The sequence below is a fragment of the Acinetobacter sp. YH12138 genome (genome assembly GCF_015218525.1).
GTDB classification, from domain to species: Bacteria; Pseudomonadota; Gammaproteobacteria; order Pseudomonadales; family Moraxellaceae; genus Acinetobacter; species Acinetobacter amyesii.
Genome location: NZ_CP048670.1, coordinates 3,274,217 through 3,299,788, shown reverse-complemented (window position 1 = coordinate 3,299,788; position 25,572 = coordinate 3,274,217). Strand labels below are relative to the sequence as shown.

The window sequence follows — 25,572 nt, the reverse complement described above, 5'->3', positions numbered from 1 at the left end:
TTTAGGCTTTTAATGCACTGATCAACTTCTGATGTAAACCACCAAAACCGCCATTCGACATAATCACCACAGCATCGCCCTCGCCTGCCTCGCTTACGATGGTTTGAATGATCTCATCCAGTGAACGAGCCACCACAGCTTTATTCGCAGCAGCTTCAATCACAGGTTGTAAATCCCAATCCAAACCTTCAGGTTGATACCAAATCACTTCATCTGCTAAGCGTGCAGAATGTGCAAGCCCATCTTTATGGCTACCCATGCGCATGGTATTAGAACGTGGCTCGATTACCGCCCAAAGCTTACGTTCACCCAAGCGCTTACGTGCACCTTCCAGTGTGGTATCAATTGCAGTTGGGTGATGTGCAAAGTCGTCATAAACTTCAACGCCACGTACAGTACCCAAAAGCTCCATACGACGTTTTACACCGCCAAAGTTCGAAAGCGCTTCACACGCTGCTTCAATCGAAACACCGACATGTTCAGCCGCAGCAATGGTTGCTAAAGCATTGGCTACGCTGTGTTGCCCAGTCATGTTCCATTTGACTTCGCCTTTTACCACACCGTGTTGTAATACTTTGAAGTGAGAACCATCGTTCGATAGTTGTTCTGCGTACAGTTCAGACTTTTCATTGGCATCTAAAGATGTACGCACTACAGGTGTCCAGCAGCCCATTTCCAAGACTTCATCAATATTTGTTTCAGTGATGGGCGCAATGATACGGCCTTCACTTGGAATAGTACGCACTAGATGATGGAATTGCTTTTGAATCGCAGCCAAGTCTTCGAAGATATCGGCATGGTCAAATTCAAGGTTATTTAAAATCGCTGTTTTAGGATGGTAATGCACAAACTTAGAACGTTTGTCGAAAAATGCCGAATCATATTCATCGGCTTCTACACAGAAATATTCACCACCGCCTAAACGTGCACTTTCACTAAAGCCTAAAGGTACGCCGCCAATCAAGAAGCCTGGATTTAAACCTGCTTGATCGAGCACCCATGCTAGCATGGTTGTGGTTGTGGTTTTACCATGTGTGCCTGCAACACCTAAGACATGTTTGCCTTGTAGGACGTGGTCTGCAAGGAACTGTGGGCCAGAAATATAAGGCAGGCCTTCGTTCAACATGTATTCCACAGCATCAATACCACGTTTCATGGCATTGCCGACAATCACGAGATCTGGATGTGGTTGAAGATGGCTACGGTCATAGCCTTGCATTAAGGTAATGCCTGCATTTTCCAATTGGGTAGACATTGGTGGGTAAACGTTTTGGTCTGAACCCGTGACCTTATGTCCTAAATCGCGCGCCAAGAGCGCCAATGAACCCATAAAGGTGCCACAAATACCCAAGATATGCAGATGCATTCGTTCTAACTCCACTGCTTTTACCGACACATCACTTTGTTATTGTGGTGTTGTCATTATAGATTTGGTTGAAAAAGTTAATTTCATTTGAGAGCAACCATAGCAAGGGTCTTAGCGAAAAGATAGATTTTTTTGTATGAGATCGTACAAAAAGATTGAGCTCGTAACTGATCAAATGTGTGTGATTTTCTTAATGATAAAAACACGGAAAATAGGCGCGAAATTGTGATGAAAAACGTACAATAAGCGCAATTTTTTGCGATCTTGATTGCTTATGTCACTTGCCCTGTTTTTATTGATTATTTCCAACTGTTTTATGACTTTGGCCTGGTATGGGCATTTGAAGTTTTTACATGATGCGCCGCTTTGGCAAGCGATTTTATTTGGATGGGCGATCGCGTTACTCGAATATAGTTTTATGATCCCAGCAACGCGATTGTTGGCCAAACATGGGTGGTCTTTGGGTCAAATGAAAATCACACAAGAAGTCGTGACGCTATTGGTCTTCGTTCCATTTATGATTTTCCTTTTTAAACAGCCCTTTAAATTGGACTATTTGTGGGCAGGTTTATGCCTTTTTGGGTGTGTCTATTTCGTGTTTCGCAGTGCTTAACTGATCCGATGCCGCATGGGTCCGATCATTTAAGTGAGGCGTGTTTGCAGGCATTTTTGAGGACTTTACTAAACTCACGGTCTCTTGGAGTGGGATCTTCATAGTCAAAGGCATAATCACTCTCACTGGTCAGTACAGTCATTTGACCGTCTGCTTCAAAGTTCATGAGTGCAAAAACATAGCTACACGATATTCTGAAATTGAATACATTTTATCACGGCCATCATCTGCTTTGTAATAGCCTGTCATCTTGACCGACTCACGTTCATCAATGATCGATTTGCCAGTGACTAAAAATTTTTCGTGGATGTAGCCATTACTCTTAATCTGGCTGTTATAGCCTTTTTGTTTCTGTAAGAGGTTAAATTCTATTTCAAATTGGCTGGTATTGAGTTGAACCAGTTGGGCAAAACTCTGAGAGCTTAAGGCTAAAGTGAGCAGGATGAAGATCTGTTTCATCTTTAAAGTGTCTTATAAATATTGATTTAATAAAAGTTTTTATAAAATTGAAAAAAATAAAAATAATTTTATAAAAATATTATGGAGTTTTCTCTTTAAAGACAACCGTTAAATTTTATCAAATGGAGCGTAAAACTCTGTCCTTCAGGTCAGAGATATAAGCGACACGACCTGAAGTGTCGTTTGATTTAACTAAGGACTATTTTCCTTGAGTTTTGATTGTTAATATAAGTACATGAAAACCCTTAAATTACGTATAAAAGACAAACATTGCAAGGTGTTAGACCAACTAGCATCAGAAGTGAACTTCGTCTGGAATTATGTCAATGATTTAGGGTTTAGGCATTTGAAGCGGAAAGGTGAATTTCTCTCTGCTTTTGATATTGCCAAATATATGAAAGGCACATCCAAAGAATGTAATTTACATAGTCAAACCATTCAGGCTGTAACTGAAGAATTAGTCACCCGAAGAAAGCAATTTAAAAAGGCAAAGCTGAAATGGCGTGTCAGCAATAAAAAATCAGCAAGGCGCTCTTTGGGATGGGTTCCCTTTAAAAAGGTGGCTATCAAATATGCCAATGGATATGTCCAGTATGGAAAACACCAATTTAAGCTTTGGGATAGCTACGGTTTAAGCAAATACACGTTAAAAACAGGTTCATTTGTAGAGGATAGCCGTGGGCGTTGGTATGTATGTCTTGTTGTTGAATCGCCTAAGCAAGATAAATCGACAGCAACCAAAGCGATTGGTATTGATCTAGGCTTAAAAGATATTGCCACCTGTTCTGATGGCACTGTAATTTCAAATCCAAAATTCTATCGAAAATATGAGCAGAAATTAGGTATTGCTCAGAGAGCCAGGAATAAGAAGCGTGTTCGTGCATTACACGCCAAGATTGCAAATAGTCGAAAAGATCATTTGCATAAAGCAAGCACCAAGCTTGTGAATGAAAATGCATTGATTATTGTAGGTGACTTGAGTGCTAAAAAATTAGTAAAAACCAAAATGGCAAAATCTGTTTTGGATACAGGATTTTCTGCACTAAAAACAATGCTCAAGTATAAATGCGAGAACGCAGGCGTATTGTTTGAAGAAGTCCAAGAAGCCTATACCACCCAAATCTGTTCGTGCTGCGGTGAGATCACCTCAAGTAGTCCAAAAGGTAAGACAGATCTTGGAATAAGAGAATGGGAGTGCATGAGCTGTGGTACAGCTCATGATCGAGATATAAACTCAGCTCTAAACATTCTTGCGCTTGGGCATAAGCGTCTAGCTGTAGGAATCACCCTCTTTTAAGGGGGGGAGGATGTCAATGAGATGAATTTTCAGTCTATAATACGGGGCTCTTATTAAAGCTTGGCTCTAGTCGAGATTTACTCTCTCTTACTTTAATCTCTGGAAACATTGCAATGAATGCGGCCGCTTCACAAGACACTCCTCTCGTTGGAATTATCATGGGTTCTCAATCGGATTGGGCAACGCTAGAAAACACTGCCAATATGCTCAAACAGCTTGGCGTCCCATTTGAAGCGGAAGTAGTATCTGCACACCGAACTCCAGATCGATTATTCGAATATGCCGAAACCGCACGTGATCGTGGTATTCAAGTGATTATTGCCGGTGCTGGCGGTGCTGCACATTTGCCAGGCATGTGCGCAGCGAAGACTGACCTGCCTGTACTTGGTGTACCGGTAAAATCATCGATTTTAAACGGCGTGGATTCATTGCTGTCTATCGTGCAAATGCCAGCAGGTATTGCAGTTGGTACTTTGGCGATTGGCCCAGCGGGTGCAACCAATGCAGCGATCATGGCGGCACAAATTTTAGGTTTAACGCGTCCTGATATCGCAAAAAATGTTGCAGATTTCCGCGCTGCGCAAACCGATAAAGTGGCGAGTAAAAATATTCCGGGTCAAGCTTAATTAAGGGGCATTTCTCATGGATAAAACCATTGGTATTTTTGGTGGTGGCCAGCTTGGTCGTATGATGGCGCAAGCGGCATTACCTTTAAACATTCAATGCACCTTCTTTGAAGCGAGTACCGACTGCCCTTCTGCAGCCCTAGGTCCAGTGATTTCGACCCAAGCTGAAAATGGCTTGCAAGATTTCATTCAGAGTGCAGATGTTTTCAGCTTAGAGTTTGAAAATACCCCGTTAGCAGATGTTGATGTGTTGACCAAGAACAAAGCACTGCACCCGCCGCGTCAAGCTTTAGCGATTGCACAGCATCGTTTGTCTGAAAAAGCCTTGTTTGATGAATTAGCTATTCCAGTTGCACCCTATAAGGCTGTGACGTCTTTAGAGAGTTTGGAAGCCGCTGTTGCTGAGCTGGGTTTACCCATCGTACTGAAAACATCGCGTGGCGGTTATGATGGTAAAGGCCAATTCGTGCTACGTAGCGCTGAGCAAATGGATCAAGCATGGGCTGAACTGGGCCCTGCTGGTGAATTGATTGCGGAAAGCTTTGTAACCTTCTCACGTGAAGTCTCAATTATTGCGGTGCGTGGTCAAGACGGTGATGTGAAAACATGGCCATTGGCGGAAAACCACCACCACAACGGCATTTTGTCGCATTCGATTGTGCCTGCGCCAAACAGCGCAGACTTACAACCAGTTGCGCAAGACTACATTACTCGCCTGCTCAATCATTTGAATTATGTCGGTGTTTTGACGCTAGAGCTGTTTGTGACAGATAAAGGCTTATATGCCAATGAGATGGCGCCACGTGTGCATAACTCTGGGCATTGGTCGATTGAAGGCGCAGTGTGTTCACAGTTTGAAAACCACATTCGTGCTGTAGCAGGTCTACCTTTGGGTTCGACTGAAGTTGTTCGTCCAACGGTCATGGTAAACATCATTGGTCAACATCCGAAATCTGAAGATGTATTGGCACTGAATGGCGCGCATTTGCATCTGTATAACAAAACAGAGCGTGAAGGTCGCAAAATTGGTCACATCACTTTAATGCCGAACGATACCGCTGAATTAACAGCTTTATGTCGTGCTTTGGCGAAAATTTTGCCGAATCCATTGGCACTTAGCGAAGATATGACCATTTAAACCTGAGTTTGAATGATAAAAAAGCGGTCATGCACATGGCCGCTTTTTTTATTGCTGTAGTTCGGGCATCATTGCGCCTCTTTGCAAAATCACACCGTTTATCGGTGAAACGATAAGAAACTATTGATCATAAAGTGTTCGTTCGTTTATAAATATTCTGCGCTAATCTTCGTATGGTTTTTTCTGTATCAATGGCCTGCGATGTATGTGAATCAAAATCAAAAATAACCAATGCGTTTTGAATTCAAACTGTGTTTTTAAATTTAAACTATGAATTTGAATTCAAAAAATCCTATGCCAAAAACAATGAATTCAAAGTTTATGAATTTAAATTTCAAAAAATGAATTCATTTCGCTGTGTTTAAATTTAAAAAATTTGAATTTAAAAGTTGATCAGACTTATTGGATCTGTAGAAAGTGCTTTTAAAATCTATAATATTTTGATTATTAAAAATAAAAATGAATTATCACGCTATTTTGAATTTGTGGATAACTTTTTCTACATGCAGTTTATTTTTAAATTTAAAAGTTTTGAATTTAAATTTAAACCGCTGTTTGGTTTGTAGTGAATTTAAAACTGGGTTGTGGATAACTGCTTTTGAATTCAAATTTCAAAAATGAATTTAAATAAGTAGAAATTATGAATTTAAATTTACGTTTTGAACCTTTAACTTTTGCTTTGAGCTGCTATTGTTAAAGCAACAATTTAAATTCAAAAAAAGATCAAGGGTATGAAGCATCACTTAGGATTTGTTTTCGGGACTGCTTTTTTGGCAATAACTCAGGCAAATGCCGAGTTGATTATTAATGGTCAGTCTGTCAATGCGTCGAGCATGCCTGCAACGAGCAGCATTTCACCACAAAATAACTTTCAAGGCTGCTTAGCTAATTTGCGCTCGCAAGCAATGAATGCTGGTGTGAGTGCGTCCACTTATGATCGCTATACACAAAATTTAACACCAGATTATTCTGTGATTGAAAAGCTCAACTATCAGCCTGAGTTTTCAACACCGATTTGGGACTATTTGTCAGGACTGGTGGATGAAGAGCGTGTACAACTGGGTCGGCAGAAATTGGCGCAGCATCGTGAGGTTTTAAACCGTGTCACGGCGGCTTATGGTGTGCCTGCTGAAACCGTGGTTGCGGTTTGGGGTGTGGAGAGTAATTTTGGTGATATTGCGGGCAGCTATCCTTTATTGCAGTCATTGGGCACTTTAAGTTGTGAAGGGCGCCGCCAAAGCTATTTCCGTGGTGAGTTTTTTGCAGCCATGCGGATTTTGCAGCGTGGTGATTTAAATGAATCACAATTGAAAGGTTCGTGGGCAGGTGCATTTGGTCATACCCAATTTATGCCGAGTACTTATGAAGAACTGGCCGTGGATTTTGATGGTGATGGCCGCCGTGATTTGGTGTCGAGCACCACAGATGCTTTGGCGTCTACAGCCAACTTCCTGAAAAAGCGTGGTTGGCAAACTGGTCAGCCGTGGGGCTTTGAAGTAAAAATTCCCGAAGGTATGTCGATCAGTGGTGAAAGTCGCCGTAATAAAAAGTCATTAGATAGCTGGATGAATCGTGGTTTGCAGCGTGCCGATGGCACGCCGTTAATTCAAGGCAACCTTTCTGGATCGAGCCAAGCAGGTTTAATGGCACCGGCTGGGGCAAGTGGGCCTGTGTTCTTGGTGTTTAAAAATTTCGATGCAATCTATAGCTACAATGCGGCAGAGAGTTATGCATTAGCGATTGCGCATTTATCCGATCGCTTGCAAGGCAAGGGCGGCTTTAGTACGACATGGCCAACCGATGATCCTGGCACTTCACGTGCGGAACGACGTGAGATTCAACAATTTTTACTCAACCGTGGCTATGACATTGGTAAAGTGGATGGATTAATTGGAGATAAAACCCGTCAAGCCATACGACAAGAGCAAAATCGACTGGGTTTAAGCCCAACAGGTCGGGCAGGACAGCAGATTTTACGGGCTTTCCGTAATGAACATGCCAAGGCAATGATGAATTAAGTTTGAGCTATGCTTTTATATAGTAGTCAATCTATATAAAAGCTTGTCTATATAAAAAAGGTCTGCAATTGCAGACCTTTTTTATATGTTTTTGACTCTTAAACCGCAGTGATTGTACCTAAGATACGATAGCCAGCAGCACCCGTCACACTTGGTAAATTTGCACTGAGCTGATTGACAAAGCGCATCGCTAACCATGCAAAGGCTGTCGCTTCCACCCAAGTTGGGCTTAAGCCTAAATCTGCGGTACTTTGCACCGTCCATTCATGTTTACGTAGACGCCAACGCAGTTGCTCTAAAAGGTGCGAATTGTATGCACCACCACCACAGACATAGACTTCACCAGTATCCATATCAGAACGATAAATGGCTTTTTTAATGGCACGTGTGGTGAGTTTCATTAAGGTTGCTTGAATGTTTTCTGGCGTATCTTCGAGTTCGTCATATTCGAGATCTCCACGCCAATCGAGAATCTGTTCATCTAACCATTCTAGATTGAAGTCTTCACGACCTGTACTTTTTGGCGGTTCCTTAGAGAAAAACTCATGCGCTTGTAAGCGGTCGAGCAGGCTGCGAATAGGCTGACCATAAGCCGCCCAGTTGCCATTTTCATCATACGGCTGACCAGTATAACGTTCGCACCAAGCATCCATTAAAATGTTGGCAGGGCCTGTATCAAAGCCATAGACATCTTCAGGTTTACCCGCAGGTAACATGCTGACATTGGCAATGCCACCCAAATTTAAAATCACACGGTGAATGGTGTCATGTTGGAAAAGCGCTTGATGGAACGCAGGAACTAAAGGTGCGCCTTGACCACCCGCAGCCATATCGCGGCGGCGAAAGTCTGAAATCACAGGGATTTTAGTGAGTTCGGTAATAATATTGGGGTCGCCAATTTGCAGGGTAAAACCATGTTCAGGACGGTGGCGGATGGTTTGTCCATGTGAGCCAATCGCCTTGATTTGACTACGATCTAGCTTATTTTTCTCGATCAATTCATTGATGCCCTGACCGATCATTTGAGCTAAAGCAACGTCTGCCTTACCCATGCGATCAATTTCGTTATCATCAGGCAAGGTGAGGGCCATCAGTTCATCACGAAGGTCTGGGTCAAAGGGAAGTGTGAGCGTCGCATGAATCTCTAAAGGATCAAAAGAAGCAGCAACAATATCGACACCATCCATGCTTGTGCCGGTCATTACCCCAATGTAGATCGCTGTCATGATGATTCTTAAGCCTGCAATGTGCTGAAAAAGTGTTAGTATATCGCACAAATTGTATAACTGATCTATTTGGATTTTGTGATGTCAAATTTCCTGCCGGCTGAAGAACAACTTGCCCTCATCCAACGAGGCACACATGAGATTATTTCTGAAGAAGATCTTCTTAAGAAATTAAAGCAGAATCGCCCATTAAAAATTAAAGCGGGTTTTGACCCGACTGCACCTGATTTACATTTAGGTCATACGGTTCTGATTAATAAATTAAAAGTTTTCCAAGATTTAGGTCATGAAGTTTACTTCCTGATTGGTGACTATACAGCCATGATCGGTGACCCAACGGGTAAGAGCGCTACACGTCCACCGTTGTCACGTGAAAAAGTTTTAGAAAATGCGAAAACTTATCAAGAACAAGTGTTTAAGATTCTTGACCCTGCGAAAACTAAAGTTGTGTTCAACTCAGAGTGGTTTGGTCAAAAAACTGCTGCTGACTTGATTCAGTTGGCTTCACAGCAAACTGTGGCACGTATGTTGGAACGTGATGACTTCACTAAACGTTATAACAGCCATCAACCGATTGCGATTCACGAGTTTTTATATCCATTGGTGCAAGGTTATGACTCAGTTGCGCTAGAAGCGGATGTAGAGTTGGGTGGTACAGACCAAACCTTTAACTTGCTGATGGGTCGTACATTACAAAGCCGTTATGACCAAGAGTCTCAAGTGTGCATTACTGTGCCAATTCTTGAAGGTTTAGACGGCGTAAATAAAATGTCTAAATCTTTGGGTAACTATATTGCTGTATTTGATGCACCGGGTGCGATGTACCAAAAAGTGCTGTCAATGCCAGATGATTTGATCGAACGTTACTTTGACTTATTGAGCTTTAAATCGATTGAAGAAATTCAACAGTTGCTCAAAGAAGTGGCTGAAGGTCGTAACCCACAAGAAGTGAAGAAAATTCTTGCACTTGAATTGGTTGAGCGTTTCCATGGCGCAGAAGCTGCGGCAAATGCGCACAAAGGCGCAGGTAACTTGATTACTGAAGGTGAACTTCCAGAAGGTACACCAGAAGTGACTATTTCTCGTGGCGCATTTGGTGGTGAGATTTTCATTACTTCTATTTTGCGTGAAGCGGGTTTGACTAAAAATGCTGCTCAAGCAAAAGATGCGATTGGTCGTGGTGCAGTGAAAGTGGATTGGGAAGTGGTTGATGCAGGTTATGCTGTGTCAGAAAACAAAACTTTGATCATCCAAGCGAGCAAAAAAGCGATCGCAAAAGTAACTTTTACCGACTAATAAATTCTTGAATTTTTAGTTAAGTTATTGAATTAAAAGCAGGCTTAGGTCTGCTTTTTTTTACCAATTAATATATTAATAATATAAATAAGCAAATTCAAAAAAAACCTTATAAAAACAACACTTAAATTTTGCCAAATGTGTTGCATTTCTTGAATTTTATGTATAAGATTTATTCATCTAGAGATATATATATACCATCTAGAGGGTACATAACGATAACTCCACTTTTTATAAGTCTCTTCCCCAAGGGACTCTTTTTTTAGTGAGTTAACAAATAACTATAATAACTACACGATGGATCGACTAAAGATTCAATTCTAAGGGAAAGATTTTGGGAGAGATCTTTCCCTTTTTTATTTGTAAAATTGAGCTATTCCTTTCAAAAATCACACTCATTTCTGTATTAAAGATTTTAATCGCGCCAGAAAAAAAGCCCGATTCAATCGAGCTTTAAAATGTCTCTCTACTAAGACCGATGTTCATGGAGTTTTGTTTTAGGGCTTAGAGCCAAATTGAATGAAGCTTAATTTAGGTAAGATCCGCTTGACTAAAGTCCCGACTAAAAGTGCGGTAATAATGGTGCCTTCACGGACTCCGATGACTTGATGTAAGACTAGCCCGCTACTGATAACTGCAATACTGACCAAGAGGATGTCGCCATAGGTTTTACAGTTGCCAAAATCAAGGCGATAACGAACAGCAATGGCTTGATAGAGGCCTTCTGCGGCCAAGAGGACTAGACTGGCTTTGACCACTAAGCTCACACCTAAAGCGGTAATCAGGCAACTTGCCAAGCAGGCCAAGATTTGAAGTGGGTAACTTTCTATGCTCCAGCCTTGGGTCAGCCACATTAAACCGTCAATAAATGCACCAAATAAGATTCCCACAGGTAATTGCAACCACTGTATCCACTGAAAGCGTGATTTTAAGATCAGCATTTGCAACAGTATCATGACGATGTGCATTAATACCGTTAATGTGCCGACGGTGAGTGGAAAGATATAGCTAAAGCTGTAGGGCACCGAGGAAATAGGGGATGTCCCTAAATTTGAATGTATAGAGAGTACGACACCAAAAGCCAATAATCCTAATCCGCTTAATAGTAAGAATAAGCGTGGAAAAAACTGTGTTGGCATCCTGCACCTAAAAAATAAAAAGAGTGTACGTAAAACGCAGCCTGCGCTCTATGCGTCTAAAGCCCAAAAATAGTGGCTTTTTATGACTGTGATCGTTAATAGTGATTATTCAAATAAAATAGGCTGTATTTTTATCAGCAAAAATGACTAAGCATGTAATTAAAATGATTTTTGCAAAAACAGGCCTTATGGAACAATGGTCAAAAATCAAAAAAGAGCAACAACATGGCGTATTACAATACCGATAATCATGATGAACAGATTGATCGAATCTTGAGATATTTATTTGATCACCAAACCACACAGTATAAGCGAGCATTATTTTGTGAGGCGCAGCAACAATTACATGATTTGGATATCGCAGCACAGTACCAACTATTTGCATTGGTACGAGAACAACTCCCTCGACGTGCCAAGCTGCTATTTTCTGCCGAGGATTTCCGTGGAAAGCAACAAGTCATCTTGGAAGTCATGCAACATTTAGCATTTGAACGTTAAAAAATGCTTGGAAATATAAAAATGCACGCAAAAAAATGTCTATAAAGCTTGAATAGGTGTGATGACAGAAAAAAATGATGTGCTTTGAGGAAGAAAAGTAGACTAATGATCAATAAATAATCAAAGCTACTTTTATTAGATTTAAAAGCGCTGAAAAAGATTTGCTAGATATAAGAAATTTACTTAATTAAATATCGACTATTTGCTAAAAATTTATAAAAAATGCCTCTGTACACGACAAATTTCATAGGATCCTTGTCCTATCAGGCTTTTTCTTTCTTAAAATTGCTAGCACTTTCTTAAATTCTTCTTTTTTTCCAAAACCAATCAAACGTAGAATAGCCATTTGAACATAGTCCAAACCGTAGCGAAATAAACTTACTGAAAGTCGTCCATGCTTCTTTATTTTTATCGCTTTTTTCCGATCATGTTGCCATTCACCTGTTAAATAGCACCAACAGAAACCGATAGCTAGCACTGCTATCAATTTCTTGACTCGTCTAGGGTCTGTTAAACGAGTATTTTCAAGATTGAATCCACGTCCTTTGAGACAACTAAATAACGTTTCGATTTCCCAGCGTAATGCATAATCACGAATAGCAGAAGCATTAAACATAGGAGAAACAACAAGTAAAAGTTCTCCATCTTCTAATCGTAGCGCACTAATATACAGTTTCACTCGACCAACCCAAATACGTCGTTTACGACATTCAGTTTGACCAACTTGAAGATGACGAAATAAATCACTAATTTTATGATTCTTGGCTAAGTGATTGGTCAAAATAAAGTTTTTTTAACACGTATACAGAAGTTAATGTCATTTTCAATTAACTATGTAAACCATTTCTCACCGATAAATTCTCTGTTTGCAAACACATTCACAATACGATCTTTACCAAAAATGGAGATAAAGCGTTGAATCAAAGCAATACGCTCTTTTGTATCTGAATTTCCACGTTTATTGAGCAATGTCCAAACAATAGGTATCGCTATTCCACGATAGACGATGGCTAACATCAAGATATTAATATCTCGTTTTCCCCATTTCCAATTAGTTCTATCCAAAGTTAATTGGACTTTATCGAATGAAAATATATTGAAAATTAACTGAGAAATTTGACGATAATCGAAATACTGATCTGCAAAGAAGCGTTGTATACGTCGGTAAAATGATTGTGGTAAGCACTTGATGGGTAAGGCTTTAGATGCAGAAGAAAGATTACATGTCTGTTTTACAATTAATGCAAGCATAATCAGTGTAAAACATTTTGCATGTGACTTGTTCCACTTTAGATATTTGTTTAAGATGAGATGTAACTCATTGAAATGTGTCATCATATTCGTCGTCAGAAAACAAGTATTATGCGATTATTTCAATGAGTTATCTTTTTTTGTCGTGTACAAAGATATTTTTTAATGATAAATAAAAAGCCTATTTTTAAAGAAATTTAGCATACGGCATAGTGAAAACAACAATAGAGCAATTACTCAACAATAAACATTAACATCAATTATTTAGATCATATTCAATTTTAATAAAAAGACAAATGTGTATTAAAAATAGCCATCATACGTCTATTTTTGATTACAAAATATAATGAGGGGATTGCTTCCCATTTCATACATTTTTCATATATAAAAAGACATACTATTTTTAAGGTTTTTCTAAACCAATTTTTTTACTTCATAATTTTTAACATCATAATTAAAGGTGAACCATGCAAAATAAGAAGCGCACCCCATTAGACGCGCAACAGTCCCATCTTTGGATTATTGGTGGTGGTATCGCAGGTATGGCTGCTGCTGCATTTGCAATCCGTGATGCCAAAGTCCCTGCCAAAAATATCCATATTTTAGAAGAACTCGATATTTCAGGTGGTTCGATGGATGGTGGACATACACCGCATGCCGCGCAAGCTTGGGTAACACGTGGTGGACGAATGCTGACCGATGAAACTTATTTGTGCCTATGGGACTTATTTTCCAGTATTCCATCTTTGGAAAATCCAGACATTTCGGTGCGTGAAGAATGTCGTGAGTTTAATGAAAAAGTGAAAACCCACGCCAATGCACGGTTGATTGATGCCGAACATGTCATTGCGGATGCAGCAAAGCTTGGTCTGAATACGCTACATCGTGCACAGATGCTGCGCCTATTAGCTTCAAAAGAAGAAAAAATTGGCAGTCGCCGCATTGATGAGTTTTTTGATGAAACCTTTTTTGAAACCAATTTCTGGCGCATGTGGCGCACGACTTTCGCTTTTCAAAAATGGCACAGTGCAGCAGAGTTAAGACGCTATTTCTTGCGTTTTATTCAAGAATTGCCACGCATTCATACCTTAGCGGGTGTGAAACGTACCAAGTACAACCAATATGACTCGATGATTCTGCCCCTACAGCGTTGGTTAGTCGCACAAGGCGTCGATGTGCGTTTTGGACACTATGTCACAGATGCAGACTTCATTACCAATGCTGAAACTCAAGAACGCTACGCTTCACGCCTATATGTACAATTGCCTGAAGGCTCAGAGCAAATTAATCTGAAAGCCAATGATTTAGCTATTTTCACTTTAGGCTCTATTACAGCAGACTCACGTTATGGCGGTAATCATGACGTGCCTGCCCTTATTCGTCATCGAGAAGATCATGGCTGGACGCTTTGGGAAACGCTGGCACAAAAAGCCCCAGACTTTGGCCGTCCAATGACTTTTTATGGCAATGTCGATGAACATAAGTGGGAGTCTTTCACTCTGACCATGAAAGATGACGTGCTACTTAAACGTATTATTGACTATACAGGCAATGAACCAGGCACAGGCGCACTCATGACTTGGTATGAGTCGGGTTGGCATTTATCCATCGTGGTTCCTGCACAGCCACACTTTGCCGACTTACCTGAAGGTTTATATACCTTATGGGGCTACGGTTTCCAAATTGACCATATAGGCGATTACATCAAAAAACCAATGTCCGAAGCCACGGGGCAAGAAATCCTAACAGAACTGATTAAACAGCTCGGTTTTGACGACATTTTAGATCATGTTTTGGCAACGACTGATGTTACTACCGCCATGATGCCATACGCCTCTGCCCTATTCGCCTGCCGTAAACCGGGGGATCGTCCACAGGTAATTCCACAAGGCTCACAAAACTTTGCTTTCCTTGGACAGTTTGTGGAAATTGAAGATGACGTGGTCTTTACTGTGGAATATTCAGTTCGTGGGGCGATGCTTGCCATTTATGAATTTTTTGGGGTGGAACGTGAAATCCCTGAAATTTACAACGGTCTACTTGATCCCAAAGTGGGTTTAAAAGCTTTAGAAACAGTGTTCCACTAAGTTTTTAATATAACCCGAATCCCGCTTAAGCCAATGATTCCATAATTTGAATTGTTGGTTTATTTTGATGATTAAGTTGATATGCACATAACGATGCGTAAATCCCACTCAGAAATCCATGAATACTACGAGCTTTACTCGTCACTAAATTGTATTGCCCTTTCAATAAGCTGAATAACGTTTCTATCTTATTTCGTTGTCTTAAGTGATATTCATCTGATGCAGATAGTTGGATGGATTGCATGTTTTTTCGATGGTAAGTAATCAAATCAATACCTTGATCTTTTAACCTGCTTTTTAGTTCCTGGCTGATATAACCACGATCTCCATATAGCTTTGCTTCTAAGCCGTCAGCCAATTGCTCAACCATTTTTATGTCAGCTATATGCCCATTTGATAAAGCAGAACAAGCGATTTCACCAAATGGGTTCATCGCAATATGTAGCTTACAGCCATAAAACCAGCCCATTGAGCTTTTACCACGAGATGCTATTTGAGCTAATGATTTATGGCGTTGAATACGTTGATTTTTACAGACTGGCAAAGTCGTTGAATCAATCCACAAATATTGGGTATTTTGACCTTTCATCAGAGCCACATGTAAAGCATGTATTGCTAATTGGTGCATATTGATCAGATGAATCATCCGTTGGTAACATGGTAAGCTTTTAAACAAATGTCTTTTATCTTCTTTTAACCATGTGAAAAAGGCTTTGAAATTGCTGAAATAAGAACATTTATACCAAATGGCAATAAAGCAGATTTCTGAGATCGTCAGATGAGCACGTCTGATTCTTAAAGAATGGTTATTTTGTTTGAGAAAGTTCCAATAAGTTGCTTCAAATTTAAGAAAGAAATCATCAATTACGCAGAATAATTCGGTACTATTGAACATTAGGACTAGAGTTGTGAGTTTTGTGTGGTAACTCAACTGATGGCTCTAGTCTTCTTATTTTCAAGTTTATTTCTTATCCGCGATTCGGGTTAATATATAGCGATAAGAGCACCTTTATGTCGCCACTATTACATAGTTTAATTTAAGCAACGTTTGGATACACGAGTGTGGCAGGGATGCCACACGTTATCCATCATAATAGGGATGTTATGTATGGGTAACAAAGGCTTTTGCTTTCTTTTGGCTTATCAAAAGTAAGGGTATTGCCTACACAAACACCTTTTATACTTTATTGAAAGTTGAGGCCGTGTACGCACCTAATTTTAAATTGGATAAAAAGAAAAATTAGATAAAACTTTATACCTCATTCGTAAATAAATTGACTAATCAACATAGGAAAAACATCTCCACGTTTTAAATACTCCGAAACTGACTAAGTGCTTTTCTATCTTTTTCTCATGATTTTAGATTTCATAAAAATTACCTCTGTACACGACAAATTTCATAGGATCCTTGTCCTATCAGGCTTTTTCTTTCTTAAAATTGCTAGCACTTTCTTAAATTCTTCTTTTTTTCCAAAACCAATCAAACGTAGAATAGCCATTTGAACATAGTCCAAACCGTAGCGAAATAAACTTACTGAAAGTCGTCCATGCTTCTTTATTTTTATCGCTTTTTTCCGATCATGTTGCCATTCACCTGTTAAATAGCACCAACAGAAACCGATAGCTAGCACTGCTATCAATTTCTTGACTCGTCTAGGGTCTGTTAAACGAGTATTTTCAAGATTGAATCCACGTCCTTTGAGACAACTAAATAACGTTTCGATTTCCCAGCGTAATGCATAATCACGAATAGCAGAAGCATTAAACATAGGAGAAACAACAAGTAAAAGTTCTCCATCTTCTAATCGTAGCGCACTAATATACAGTTTCACTCGACCAACCCAAATACGTCGTTTACGACATTCAGTTTGACCAACTTGAAGATGACGAAATAAATCACTAATTTTATGATTCTTGGCTAAGTGATTGGTCAAAATAAAGTTTTTTTAACACGTATACAGAAGTTAATGTCATTTTCAATTAACTATGTAAACCATTTCTCACCGATAAATTCTCTGTTTGCAAACACATTCACAATACGATCTTTACCAAAAATGGAGATAAAGCGTTGAATCAAAGCAATACGCTCTTTTGTATCTGAATTTCCACGTTTATTGAGCAATGTCCAAACAATAGGTATCGCTATTCCACGATAGACGATGGCTAACATCAAGATATTAATATCTCGTTTTCCCCATTTCCAATTAGTTCTATCCAAAGTTAATTGGACTTTATCGAATGAAAATATATTGAAAATTAACTGAGAAATTTGACGATAATCGAAATACTGATCTGCAAAGAAGCGTTGTATACGTCGGTAAAATGATTGTGGTAAGCACTTGATGGGTAAGGCTTTAGATGCAGAAGAAAGATTACATGTCTGTTTTACAATTAATGCAAGCATAATCAGTGTAAAACATTTTGCATGTGACTTGTTCCACTTTAGATATTTGTTTAAGATGAGATGTAACTCATTGAAATGTGTCATCATATTCGTCGTCAGAAAACAAGTACTATGCCATTATTTCAATAAGTTATCTTTTTTGTCGTGTACAAAGAAAAAATGCTTAAAAAATAGGTAAAAGTGCAATTTTTTTAGCAAAAACGTTTATAAAAAACACATACGTGAAAAATATAGTGAATTGGGGGTTGCAATGATTCTGAAATGCTCTAGAATGCACACCATACCGACGAGATAGACGGAAACGAACGAAACGCGAAGCGTTGAGTTGTTGAGTTTGTCTAAGTCCAGCTTCTAGCACTGACGAGGTGTTAGAAAGATCATTAAGAGATTATGAAGAACAACTTGTGTGGATTTTTACTGATTGATCGATCGAAATTATTTTCATTGATTAATGGTAGAAATTACTCGAAGTTTATTTGAGCAAATTTTTGTCAGTAATTGATGAGCCAAGATTGGTGCCCTTTAAGGTACTATTGATTTTAAACTGAAGAGTTTGATCATGGCTCAGATTGAACGCTGGCGGCAGGCTTAACACATGCAAGTCGAGCGGGGGAAGGTAGCTTGCTACTGGACCTAGCGGCGGACGGGTGAGTAATGCTTAGGAATCTGCCTATTAGTGGGGGACAACATTTCGAAAGGGATGCTAATACCGCATACGTCCTACGGGAGAAAGCAGGGGATCTTCGGACCTTGCGCTAATAGATGAGCCTAAGTCGGATTAGCTAGTTGGTGGGGTAAAGGCCTACCAAGGCGACGATCTGTAGCGGGTCTGAGAGGATGATCCGCCACACTGGGACTGAGACACGGCCCAGACTCCTACGGGAGGCAGCAGTGGGGAATATTGGACAATGGGGGGAACCCTGATCCAGCCATGCCGCGTGTGTGAAGAAGGCCTTTTGGTTGTAAAGCACTTTAAGCGAGGAGGAGGCTACTTTGGTTAATACCTAGAGATAGTGGACGTTACTCGCAGAATAAGCACCGGCTAACTCTGTGCCAGCAGCCGCGGTAATACAGAGGGTGCGAGCGTTAATCGGATTTACTGGGCGTAAAGCGTGCGTAGGCGGCTTTTTAAGTCGGATGTGAAATCCCCGAGCTTAACTTGGGAATTGCATTCGATACTGGGAAGCTAGAGTATGGGAGAGGATGGTAGAATTCCAGGTGTAGCGGTGAAATGCGTAGAGATCTGGAGGAATACCGATGGCGAAGGCAGCCATCTGGCCTAATACTGACGCTGAGGCACGAAAGCATGGGGAGCAAACAGGATTAGATACCCTGGTAGTCCATGCCGTAAACGATGTCTACTAGCCGTTGGGGCCTTTGAGGCTTTAGTGGCGCAGCTAACGCGATAAGTAGACCGCCTGGGGAGTACGGTCGCAAGACTAAAACTCAAATGAATTGACGGGGGCCCGCACAAGCGGTGGAGCATGTGGTTTAATTCGATGCAACGCGAAGAACCTTACCTGGTCTTGACATAGTAAGAACTTTCCAGAGATGGATTGGTGCCTTCGGGAACTTACATACAGGTGCTGCATGGCTGTCGTCAGCTCGTGTCGTGAGATGTTGGGTTAAGTCCCGCAACGAGCGCAACCCTTTTCCTTATTTGCCATCGGGTTAAGCCGGGAACTTTAAGGATACTGCCAGTGACAAACTGGAGGAAGGCGGGGACGACGTCAAGTCATCATGGCCCTTACGACCAGGGCTACACACGTGCTACAATGGTCGGTACAAAGGGTTGCTACTCCGCGAGGAGATGCTAATCTCAAAAAGCCGATCGTAGTCCGGATTGGAGTCTGCAACTCGACTCCATGAAGTCGGAATCGCTAGTAATCGCGGATCAGAATGCCGCGGTGAATACGTTCCCGGGCCTTGTACACACCGCCCGTCACACCATGGGAGTTTGTTGCACCAGAAGTAGGTAGTCTAACCGTAAGGAGGACGCTTACCACGGTGTGGCCGATGACTGGGGTGAAGTCGTAACAAGGTAGCCGTAGGGGAACCTGCGGCTGGATCACCTCCTTAACGAAAGATTGACGATTGGTAAGAATCCACAACAAGTTGTTCTTCATGACGATGTATCTGAGGGTCTGTAGCTCAGTTGGTTAGAGCACACGCTTGATAAGCGTGGGGTCACAAGTTCAAGTCTTGTCAGACCCACCATTCTGACTAACGAAGTATTTGAATAAAATACGGAAGCAAACAGAAAAACAGAAACATTGACTTATTGATAAGCTGGGGACTTAGCTTAGTTGGTAGAGCGCCTGCTTTGCACGCAGGAGGTCAGGAGTTCGACTCTCCTAGTCTCCACCAAATTTCAAGATAAGAAAAACAACGTTTTTCCTTGAAATTTAAGCAAGAAGCTACGCTTCGCGCAGGCTTTAATCAAACGAAGCTTGAGCTGAGTGTTAAACACCCAGATAAGTGTTTAGATCCTAGAGATTAACAAGTACAAGCGTTATGATACGCGGACTTGATAATCTCTGTGATTTATCACAGTTTCCTGACCTGACGAAGGCTGGAAAAATCATTAACAGAATATATTTGAGTTGAAATAATTTGTTCATACTCGTTTGATTTAACCTAACAAGCAATTGTGAAATTTAAATGAAATGAGTTACTAGCGAAATTAACTGAATCAAGCGTTTTGGTATATGAATCTAATTGAAGCTGTACAGTGATTAAATTCACGAAGCTCTAAACTGTAATGTTGGTTGATCTACTTGTAGGATCAAACGACTGTTTGGGGTTGTATAGTCAAGTAATTAAGTGCATGTGGTGGATGCCTTGGCAGTCAGAGGCGATGAAAGACGTAATAGCCTGCGATAAGCTCCGGGGAGGCGGCAAATATCCTGTGATCCGGAGATTTCTGAATGGGGAAACCCACCCGCTATAAGGCGGGTATCATAAACTGAATACATAGGTTTATGAGGCGAACGAGGGGAAGTGAAACATCTCAGTACCCTTAGGAAAAGAAATCAATTGAGATTCCCTCAGTAGCGGCGAGCGAACGGGGAAAAGCCCATTAAGTTATCTAAGCTTTAGTGGAACGCTCTGGGAAGTGCGACCATAGTAGGTGATAGTCCTGTACACGAAAGGGCTTAGATAATGATGTCGAGTAGGGCGAGGCACGTGAAACCTTGTCTGAATATGGGGGGACCATCCTCCAAGGCTAAATACTCCTGACTGACCGATAGTGAACCAGTACCGTGAGGGAAAGGCGAAAAGAACCCCTGTGAGGGGAGTGAAATAGATCCTGAAACCGCATGCATACAAGCAGTGGGAGCCAACTTGTTTGGTGACTGCGTACCTTTTGTATAATGGGTCAGCGACTTACATTCAGTAGCAAGGTTAACCGATTAGGGGAGCCGTAGAGAAATCGAGTCTTAATAGGGCGTTTAGTTGCTGGGTGTAGACCCGAAACCGGGTGATCTATCCATGAGCAGGTTGAAGGTTGGGTAACACTAACTGGAGGACCGAACCCACTGTCGTTGAAAAGCCAGGGGATGACTTGTGGATAGGGGTGAAAGGCTAATCAAACTCGGTGATAGCTGGTTCTCCCCGAAAGCTATTTAGGTAGCGCCTCGGACGAATACCATTGGGGGTAGAGCACTGTTTCGGCTAGGGGGTCATCCCGACTTACCAAACCGATGCAAACTCCGAATACCAATGAGTACTATCCGGGAGACAGACTGCGGGTGCTAACGTCCGTAGTCAAGAGGAAAACAATCCAGACCGCCAGCTAAGGCCCCAAAATTATAGTTAAGTGGGAAACGATGTGGGAAGGCATAGACAGCTAGGAGGTTGGCTTAGAAGCAGCCACCCTTTAAAGAAAGCGTAATAGCTCACTAGTCGAGTCGGCCTGCGCGGAAGATGTAACGGGGCTAAAACTATATGCCGAAGCTGCGGATTTACACATTAGTGTAAGTGGTAGGGGAGCGTTCTGTAAGCCGATGAAGGTGGATTGAGAAGTCTGCTGGAGGTATCAGAAGTGCGAATGCTGACGTGAGTAACGACAAAACGGGTGAAAAACCCGTTCGCTGAAAGACCAAGGGTTCCAGTCCAACGTTAATCGGGGCTGGGTGAGTCGACCCCTAAGGCGAGGCCGAGAGGCGTAGTCGATGGGAAATTGGTTAATATTCCAATACTTCAGTGTAATGCGATGAGAGGACGGAGAAGGTTAAGTCAGCCTGGCGTTGGTTGTCCAGGTGAAAGGAAGTAGGCATGTATCTTAGGCAAATCCGGGGTACTCTATGCTGAGATCTGACAGCAAGCTGTACTTGTACAGTGAAGTGGCTGATACCATACTTCCAGGAAAAGTCTCTAAGCTTCAGTTACACTGGAATCGTACCCGAAACCGACACAGGTGGTCAGGTCGAGTAGACCAAAGCGCTTGAGAGAACTCTGCTGAAGGAACTAGGCAAAATGGTACCGTAACTTCGGGAGAAGGTACGCTGCTTTTGGTGATGGAACTTGCTTCCTGAGCTGAGAGCAGCCACAGAAACCAGGCCCCTGCAACTGTTTATTAAAAACATAGCACTCTGCAAACACGAAAGTGGACGTATAGGGTGTGATGCCTGCCCGGTGCTGGAAGGTTAATTGATGGGGTTAGCGTAAGCGAAGCTCTTGATCGAAGCCCCAGTAAACGGCGGCCGTAACTATAACGGTCCTAAGGTAGCGAAATTCCTTGTCGGGTAAGTTCCGACCTGCACGAATGGCATAATGATGGGGGCGCTGTCTCCAGCAGAGGCTCAGTGAAATCGAAATCGCCGTGAAGATGCGGTGTACCCGCGGCTAGACGGAAAGACCCCGTGAACCTTTACTGCAGCTTGACATTGAACTTTGATCTTACTTGTGTAGGATAGGTGGGAGGCTTTGAAACCGAGACGCTAGTTTCGGTGGAGCCAATCTTGAAATACCACCCTGGTAATATTGAGGTTCTAACTCTGTCCCGTTATCCGGGACGAGGACCATGTCTGGTGGGTAGTTTGACTGGGGCGGTCTCCTCCTAAAGAGTAACGGAGGAGTACGAAGGTGCGCTCAGCGTGGTCGGAAATCACGCGTAGAGTATAAAGGCAAAAGCGCGCTTAACTGCGAGACCCACAAGTCGAGCAGGTACGAAAGTAGGTCTTAGTGATCCGGTGGTTCTGTATGGAAGGGCCATCGCTCAACGGATAAAAGGTACTCTGGGGATAACAGGCTGATACCGCCCAAGAGTTCATATCGACGGCGGTGTTTGGCACCTCGATGTCGGCTCATCTCATCCTGGGGCTGAAGCAGGTCCCAAGGGTATGGCTGTTCGCCATTTAAAGAGGTACGCGAGCTGGGTTTAGAACGTCGTGAGACAGTTCGGTCCCTATCTACCGTGGGCGCTGGAAATTTGAGAGGATCTGCTCCTAGTACGAGAGGACCAGAGTGGACGAACCTCTGGTGTACCGGTTGTGACGCCAGTCGCATCGCCGGGTAGCTATGTTCGGAAGGGATAACCGCTGAAAGCATCTAAGCGGGAAGCCTACCTCAAGATAAGATTTCCCTTGGACTTTATGTCCACTAAAGAGCCGTTGAAGACTACGACGTTGATAGGTTGGATGTGGAAGTGCGGTGACGCATGAAGCTGACCAATACTAATTGCTCGTGAGGCTTGACTATACAACACCCAAACAGTTGTTGTATCAAGCATCAATTGATTCACATATAATCAATCAAACTTGATTTAGTTAACGCTTAAGAACAAAATACTGCAACTCAGATATAATCTGTTAATAACTCATTTGGTAGAAAACTTAGCACGAAGAGCACTGCTCTGAGATTAGACTAAGCAAGTATCCATAACAGTTGTGCTGGCGACAATAGCAAGAGTGAACCACCTGATCCCTTCCCGAACTCAGAAGTGAAACCTCTTAGCGCTGATGGTAGTGTGGGGTTACCCATGTGAGAGTAAGTCATCGCCAGCTCATTATTCGAAACACCCCCTGACTAGTGCAGGGGGTGTTTTTTTATGTGTGGAGAAAAGGGGAAAAGAAGATAAGCAGAAGCATAAAACAGGGAGATGATAAAAATATTGATAGATTGTGGCTTGAATTATTTAAACATGGATGATTATTAGACAATAAACGCATTTAAAAATCATCAATTGAAGGAATTCTCAGCTTAAAAATGTCGGAAAACCTGAATGTAAGTCAGCTAAAACAACAGTTTAAATGCCTAATTATCGACTTAAGTGATGGCTGATGCCTTATGATTTAGAAATCTACGACCTAGATCGTAGAGTCTGGTTTTTTTCTATAAAATTTGAGTTTTATTCTGACAATTTTCATATCAAATAATCTATCGTCTGATTGTGATTTAGCTTCTAGTAACACATTGAAAATTAATCATTATAAAAACTAGACCCACAGTCCATCGACTTTTTTATGTATAAATATTTCAAAAATATCCGAGTTTTTATGACATTTTATTCCCAAACAACATGGATATATCTGAAAGGTATGGGTCTATACCTTTGTAATTTTGGACAATTTACAGTCAAAAACGGCATTGTAGCGAAAAATAAAACTCACAATTGGAGGTGAGGTTCAATGTCTACAAGCACAATGAATGTGAATAGCGTTGTCGATAACGCTAAGTTCACAAAATCGCATTTCAGCATCATGATGTGGTGTCTAATTCTTATTTTATTTGATGGTTACGACTTAGCGATCAATGGTGTTGCGCTGCCTTTATTGATGAAAGATTGGGGATTAACAGCTGTTCAGGCAGGTATGCTAGCGAGTACAGCACTTGCAGGGATGATGTTTGGTGCCATGATGTTTGGTACTTTGGCTGATAGGATTGGCCGTAAAAAAGTTATCATGATTTGTGTATTTTTATTCAGTACATTCACATTTTTAGGCGGTTTTGCATCAAATCCAACGGAATTTGGCGCGTTACGTTTTATTGCTGGACTTGGCATTGGTGGGGTATTACCGAACCTTGTGGCATTGACATCTGAATATGCACCTAAGCATCTACGCAGTACTTTAGTGACCACCATGTTCAGTGGTTATGCAATGGGTGGCATCATGGCGGCTCTCTTTGGTTCATGGTTTACTGCGGATTATGGTTGGCAAATCATGTTCTTCATTGCGGGTATTCCACTGTTACTGTTGCCATTTGCTTGGAAATTTTTACCTGAATCGCTCACATTTTTGGTGAAGGTGAATCGTCATGATGAAGCACGTCGTATGATTCAAACCATTGCACCTGAACAAACCGTGACTGCAAATACTCAACTGGAACTGACTGAAGTTGCGGTTCCGGGTGGAACGTCTGTTAAAGCGTTGTATAAGCAAGGTCGTGGCGTAAGTACGATGTTGTTTTGGCTGTGTTTCTTTATGTGTCTATTAACCCTTTATGCATTAGGCAGTTGGTTACCAAAACTAATGATGGCCGCAGGTTATTCATTAGGTAGCAGTTTGACGTTCCTATTGGCGATGAATATTGGTGCGGTGATTGGTACGATTGGCGGCGGTATTTTAGCTGACAAATTCCATTTAAAACCGGTGATCATTACATTATGTCTCGCAGGTGCTGTGGCACTATCGTTACTCGGCTTTAATTCACCACAGCCTGTGATCTATCTTTTGGTTGCAGTCGCAGGTGCATCGGCAATTGGTTCACAAATCTTGCTGTATAGCTATGTTGCACAGTACTATCCGTTGTCTGTACGTTCGACAGGTATTGGTTGGGCTTCTGCAGTTGGTCGTACAGGTGCGATTGTTGGCCCTATTCTGATCGGCTATTTATTATCACAAGAATTGCCACATCAAATTAACTTTATGGCCGTAGGAATTCCAGTAGTCATCGCAGCGATTGCAGTGTTCTTTATTCGCAAAGCGCAAACGGATGAAGAGGTTGCCGCTTTAGAAAATGTGAATAAGGCTTCAGTGAAAACACAGCGTTCGTATAGCTAAAACATAGATTTAAAAAGCCCGTCATTTGATGGGCTTTTTTTATGTTGTACTCATAATTCTTATCATTGAATTGGGGCTGAATGATTTATTAAAACATATTGATAAATAATGAGATTTAATATTTTAAATAGCTTTTCTAATTTAATTT

At 41.5% G+C, this 25,572-nt stretch carries 15 protein-coding genes, 2 tRNA genes, 3 rRNA genes and 2 pseudogenes; 14 read left to right on the top strand and 8 right to left on the bottom strand.

The annotated features are described in order from the left end of the window. Nucleotide 1: 1 nt before the first annotated feature. Nucleotides 2–1,366: a UDP-N-acetylmuramate:L-alanyl-gamma-D-glutamyl-meso-diaminopimelate ligase gene (gene mpl, locus G0029_RS16020; protein WP_180095147.1), complete on the bottom strand. Its 1,365-nt coding sequence runs from the start codon at nt 1,364–1,366 to the stop codon at nt 2–4. A gap of 274 nt (nt 1,367–1,640) precedes the next feature. Between mpl and G0029_RS16015 the strand changes: the two genes are divergently transcribed. After that, nucleotides 1,641–1,979 carry a DMT family protein gene (locus G0029_RS16015; protein WP_078189529.1) on the top strand — a complete coding sequence of 113 codons (339 nt, stop codon included), beginning with the start codon at nt 1,641–1,643 and terminating at the stop codon, nt 1,977–1,979. 25 nt (nt 1,980–2,004) lie between these two features. Here the strand turns inward: G0029_RS16015 and G0029_RS18335 are convergent, their stop codons facing one another. Further along, entirely contained in the window at nt 2,005–2,145 is a 141-nt protein-coding gene (locus tag G0029_RS18335; RefSeq protein WP_227591843.1) for a hypothetical protein, read from the bottom strand. Beyond that, on the bottom strand, nt 2,142–2,438 hold the full coding sequence (locus G0029_RS16010) for a hypothetical protein (RefSeq protein ID WP_227591842.1): 297 nt from the start codon (nt 2,436–2,438) through the stop codon (nt 2,142–2,144). Before G0029_RS16010 ends, G0029_RS18335 begins: the two co-directional genes overlap by 4 nt. Before the next feature lie 235 nt (nt 2,439–2,673). On the opposite strand from G0029_RS16010, the gene G0029_RS16005 reads away from it, so the two are divergent. The 4 genes from G0029_RS16005 to G0029_RS15990 all read left to right on the top strand — a co-directional run bounded on the left by G0029_RS16005 (nt 2,674) and on the right by G0029_RS15990 (nt 7,517). Next, nucleotides 2,674–3,735 (top strand): RNA-guided endonuclease InsQ/TnpB family protein, encoded by a 1,062-nt coding sequence (locus G0029_RS16005; protein ID WP_194087874.1) that lies wholly within the window; start codon nt 2,674–2,676, stop codon nt 3,733–3,735. A gap of 113 nt (nt 3,736–3,848) precedes the next feature. After that, nucleotides 3,849–4,361 carry a 5-(carboxyamino)imidazole ribonucleotide mutase gene (gene purE, locus G0029_RS16000; RefSeq protein ID WP_180027345.1) on the top strand — a complete coding sequence of 171 codons (513 nt, stop codon included), beginning with the start codon at nt 3,849–3,851 and terminating at the stop codon, nt 4,359–4,361. Between the two features lie 16 nt (nt 4,362–4,377). Next, nucleotides 4,378–5,499 (top strand): 5-(carboxyamino)imidazole ribonucleotide synthase, encoded by a 1,122-nt coding sequence (locus G0029_RS15995; protein WP_168379845.1) that lies wholly within the window; start codon nt 4,378–4,380, stop codon nt 5,497–5,499. A gap of 731 nt (nt 5,500–6,230) precedes the next feature. Continuing rightward, nucleotides 6,231–7,517 carry a lytic murein transglycosylase gene (locus G0029_RS15990; RefSeq protein WP_180027344.1) on the top strand — a complete coding sequence of 429 codons (1,287 nt, stop codon included), beginning with the start codon at nt 6,231–6,233 and terminating at the stop codon, nt 7,515–7,517. A gap of 98 nt (nt 7,518–7,615) precedes the next feature. Here G0029_RS15990 and G0029_RS15985 read toward each other — a convergent pair whose 3' ends face one another. Further along, a complete protein-coding gene (locus G0029_RS15985; RefSeq protein WP_180027343.1) occupies nt 7,616–8,743 on the bottom strand; it encodes an anhydro-N-acetylmuramic acid kinase in 1,128 nt (375 codons plus the stop codon). 63 nt (nt 8,744–8,806) lie between these two features. Between G0029_RS15985 and tyrS the strand changes: the two genes are divergently transcribed. After that, nucleotides 8,807–10,039 carry a tyrosine--tRNA ligase gene (tyrS, locus tag G0029_RS15980; RefSeq protein WP_171262600.1) on the top strand — a complete coding sequence of 411 codons (1,233 nt, stop codon included), beginning with the start codon at nt 8,807–8,809 and terminating at the stop codon, nt 10,037–10,039. A 497-nt stretch (nt 10,040–10,536) separates the two neighbouring features. Here tyrS and G0029_RS15975 read toward each other — a convergent pair whose 3' ends face one another. Continuing rightward, nucleotides 10,537–11,178 (bottom strand): YczE/YyaS/YitT family protein, encoded by a 642-nt coding sequence (locus G0029_RS15975; RefSeq protein ID WP_180027342.1) that lies wholly within the window; start codon nt 11,176–11,178, stop codon nt 10,537–10,539. Between the two features lie 225 nt (nt 11,179–11,403). Here G0029_RS15975 and G0029_RS15970 point away from each other — a divergent pair, with 225 nt between their 5' ends. Beyond that, nucleotides 11,404–11,676 (top strand): hypothetical protein, encoded by a 273-nt coding sequence (locus G0029_RS15970; RefSeq protein ID WP_111886092.1) that lies wholly within the window; start codon nt 11,404–11,406, stop codon nt 11,674–11,676. A 244-nt stretch (nt 11,677–11,920) separates the two neighbouring features. On the opposite strand, the pseudogene G0029_RS15965 reads toward G0029_RS15970, so the two are convergent. After that, nucleotides 11,921–13,011, bottom strand: a pseudogene (locus G0029_RS15965) (IS4-like element ISAba33 family transposase). 383 nt (nt 13,012–13,394) lie between these two features. Here G0029_RS15965 and G0029_RS15960 point away from each other — a divergent pair. After that, a complete protein-coding gene (locus G0029_RS15960) occupies nt 13,395–15,014 on the top strand; it encodes an oleate hydratase (RefSeq protein ID WP_004883953.1) in 1,620 nt (539 codons plus the stop codon). A gap of 25 nt (nt 15,015–15,039) precedes the next feature. Here G0029_RS15960 and G0029_RS15955 read toward each other — a convergent pair whose 3' ends face one another. Together G0029_RS15955 and G0029_RS15950 are read right to left on the bottom strand one after the other, a co-directional pair. Next, on the bottom strand, nt 15,040–15,909 hold the full coding sequence (locus tag G0029_RS15955; protein ID WP_005137615.1) for an IS982 family transposase: 870 nt from the start codon (nt 15,907–15,909) through the stop codon (nt 15,040–15,042). A 502-nt stretch (nt 15,910–16,411) separates the two neighbouring features. After that, nucleotides 16,412–17,502: pseudogene (locus tag G0029_RS15950) on the bottom strand (IS4-like element ISAba33 family transposase). Nucleotides 17,503–17,959: 457 nt separating this feature from the next. Between G0029_RS15950 and G0029_RS15945 the strand changes: the two are divergent. The 6 genes from G0029_RS15945 to G0029_RS15920 all read left to right on the top strand — a co-directional run bounded on the left by G0029_RS15945 (nt 17,960) and on the right by G0029_RS15920 (nt 25,424). Beyond that, nucleotides 17,960–19,497: ribosomal RNA gene (locus tag G0029_RS15945) — 16S ribosomal RNA — on the top strand. A gap of 61 nt (nt 19,498–19,558) precedes the next feature. Further along, a tRNA-Ile gene (locus G0029_RS15940) sits at nt 19,559–19,635 on the top strand. A 74-nt stretch (nt 19,636–19,709) separates the two neighbouring features. Next, nucleotides 19,710–19,785, top strand: a tRNA-Ala gene (locus G0029_RS15935). Nucleotides 19,786–20,227: 442 nt separating this feature from the next. Next, a 23S ribosomal RNA gene (locus tag G0029_RS15930) occupies nt 20,228–23,121 on the top strand. A gap of 190 nt (nt 23,122–23,311) precedes the next feature. Continuing rightward, nucleotides 23,312–23,426: ribosomal RNA gene (gene rrf, locus G0029_RS15925) — 5S ribosomal RNA — on the top strand. The 16S, 23S and 5S rRNA genes sit together here with 2 tRNA genes alongside, the layout of an rRNA operon. Before the next feature lie 624 nt (nt 23,427–24,050). Beyond that, complete coding sequence (locus tag G0029_RS15920) at nt 24,051–25,424, top strand: MFS transporter (RefSeq protein WP_180035039.1); 1,374 nt, start codon at nt 24,051–24,053, stop codon at nt 25,422–25,424. Nucleotides 25,425–25,572 lie beyond the last annotated feature (148 nt).

What these genes read in the sequence shown, in the direction of transcription:
- mpl (WP_180095147.1), bottom strand. Translation starts at nt 1,366, where the DNA reads ATGCATCTGCATATCTTGGGTATTTGTGGCACCTTTATGGGTTCATTG.
- G0029_RS18335 (WP_227591843.1), bottom strand. Translation starts at nt 2,145, where the DNA reads ATGAACTTTGAAGCAGACGGTCAAATGACTGTACTGACCAGTGAGAGT.
- purE (WP_180027345.1), top strand. Translation starts at nt 3,849, where the DNA reads ATGAATGCGGCCGCTTCACAAGACACTCCTCTCGTTGGAATTATCATG.
- G0029_RS16010 (WP_227591842.1), bottom strand. Translation starts at nt 2,438, where the DNA reads ATGAAACAGATCTTCATCCTGCTCACTTTAGCCTTAAGCTCTCAGAGT.
- G0029_RS15955 (WP_005137615.1), bottom strand. Translation starts at nt 15,909, where the DNA reads ATGTTCAATAGTACCGAATTATTCTGCGTAATTGATGATTTCTTTCTT.
- G0029_RS15975 (WP_180027342.1), bottom strand. Translation starts at nt 11,178, where the DNA reads ATGCCAACACAGTTTTTTCCACGCTTATTCTTACTATTAAGCGGATTA.
- G0029_RS15985 (WP_180027343.1), bottom strand. Translation starts at nt 8,743, where the DNA reads ATGACAGCGATCTACATTGGGGTAATGACCGGCACAAGCATGGATGGT.
- G0029_RS16015 (WP_078189529.1), top strand. Translation starts at nt 1,641, where the DNA reads ATGTCACTTGCCCTGTTTTTATTGATTATTTCCAACTGTTTTATGACT.
- G0029_RS16005 (WP_194087874.1), top strand. Translation starts at nt 2,674, where the DNA reads ATGAAAACCCTTAAATTACGTATAAAAGACAAACATTGCAAGGTGTTA.
- G0029_RS15960 (WP_004883953.1), top strand. Translation starts at nt 13,395, where the DNA reads ATGCAAAATAAGAAGCGCACCCCATTAGACGCGCAACAGTCCCATCTT.
- G0029_RS15990 (WP_180027344.1), top strand. Translation starts at nt 6,231, where the DNA reads ATGAAGCATCACTTAGGATTTGTTTTCGGGACTGCTTTTTTGGCAATA.
- G0029_RS15995 (WP_168379845.1), top strand. Translation starts at nt 4,378, where the DNA reads ATGGATAAAACCATTGGTATTTTTGGTGGTGGCCAGCTTGGTCGTATG.
- G0029_RS15970 (WP_111886092.1), top strand. Translation starts at nt 11,404, where the DNA reads ATGGCGTATTACAATACCGATAATCATGATGAACAGATTGATCGAATC.
- G0029_RS15920 (WP_180035039.1), top strand. Translation starts at nt 24,051, where the DNA reads ATGTCTACAAGCACAATGAATGTGAATAGCGTTGTCGATAACGCTAAG.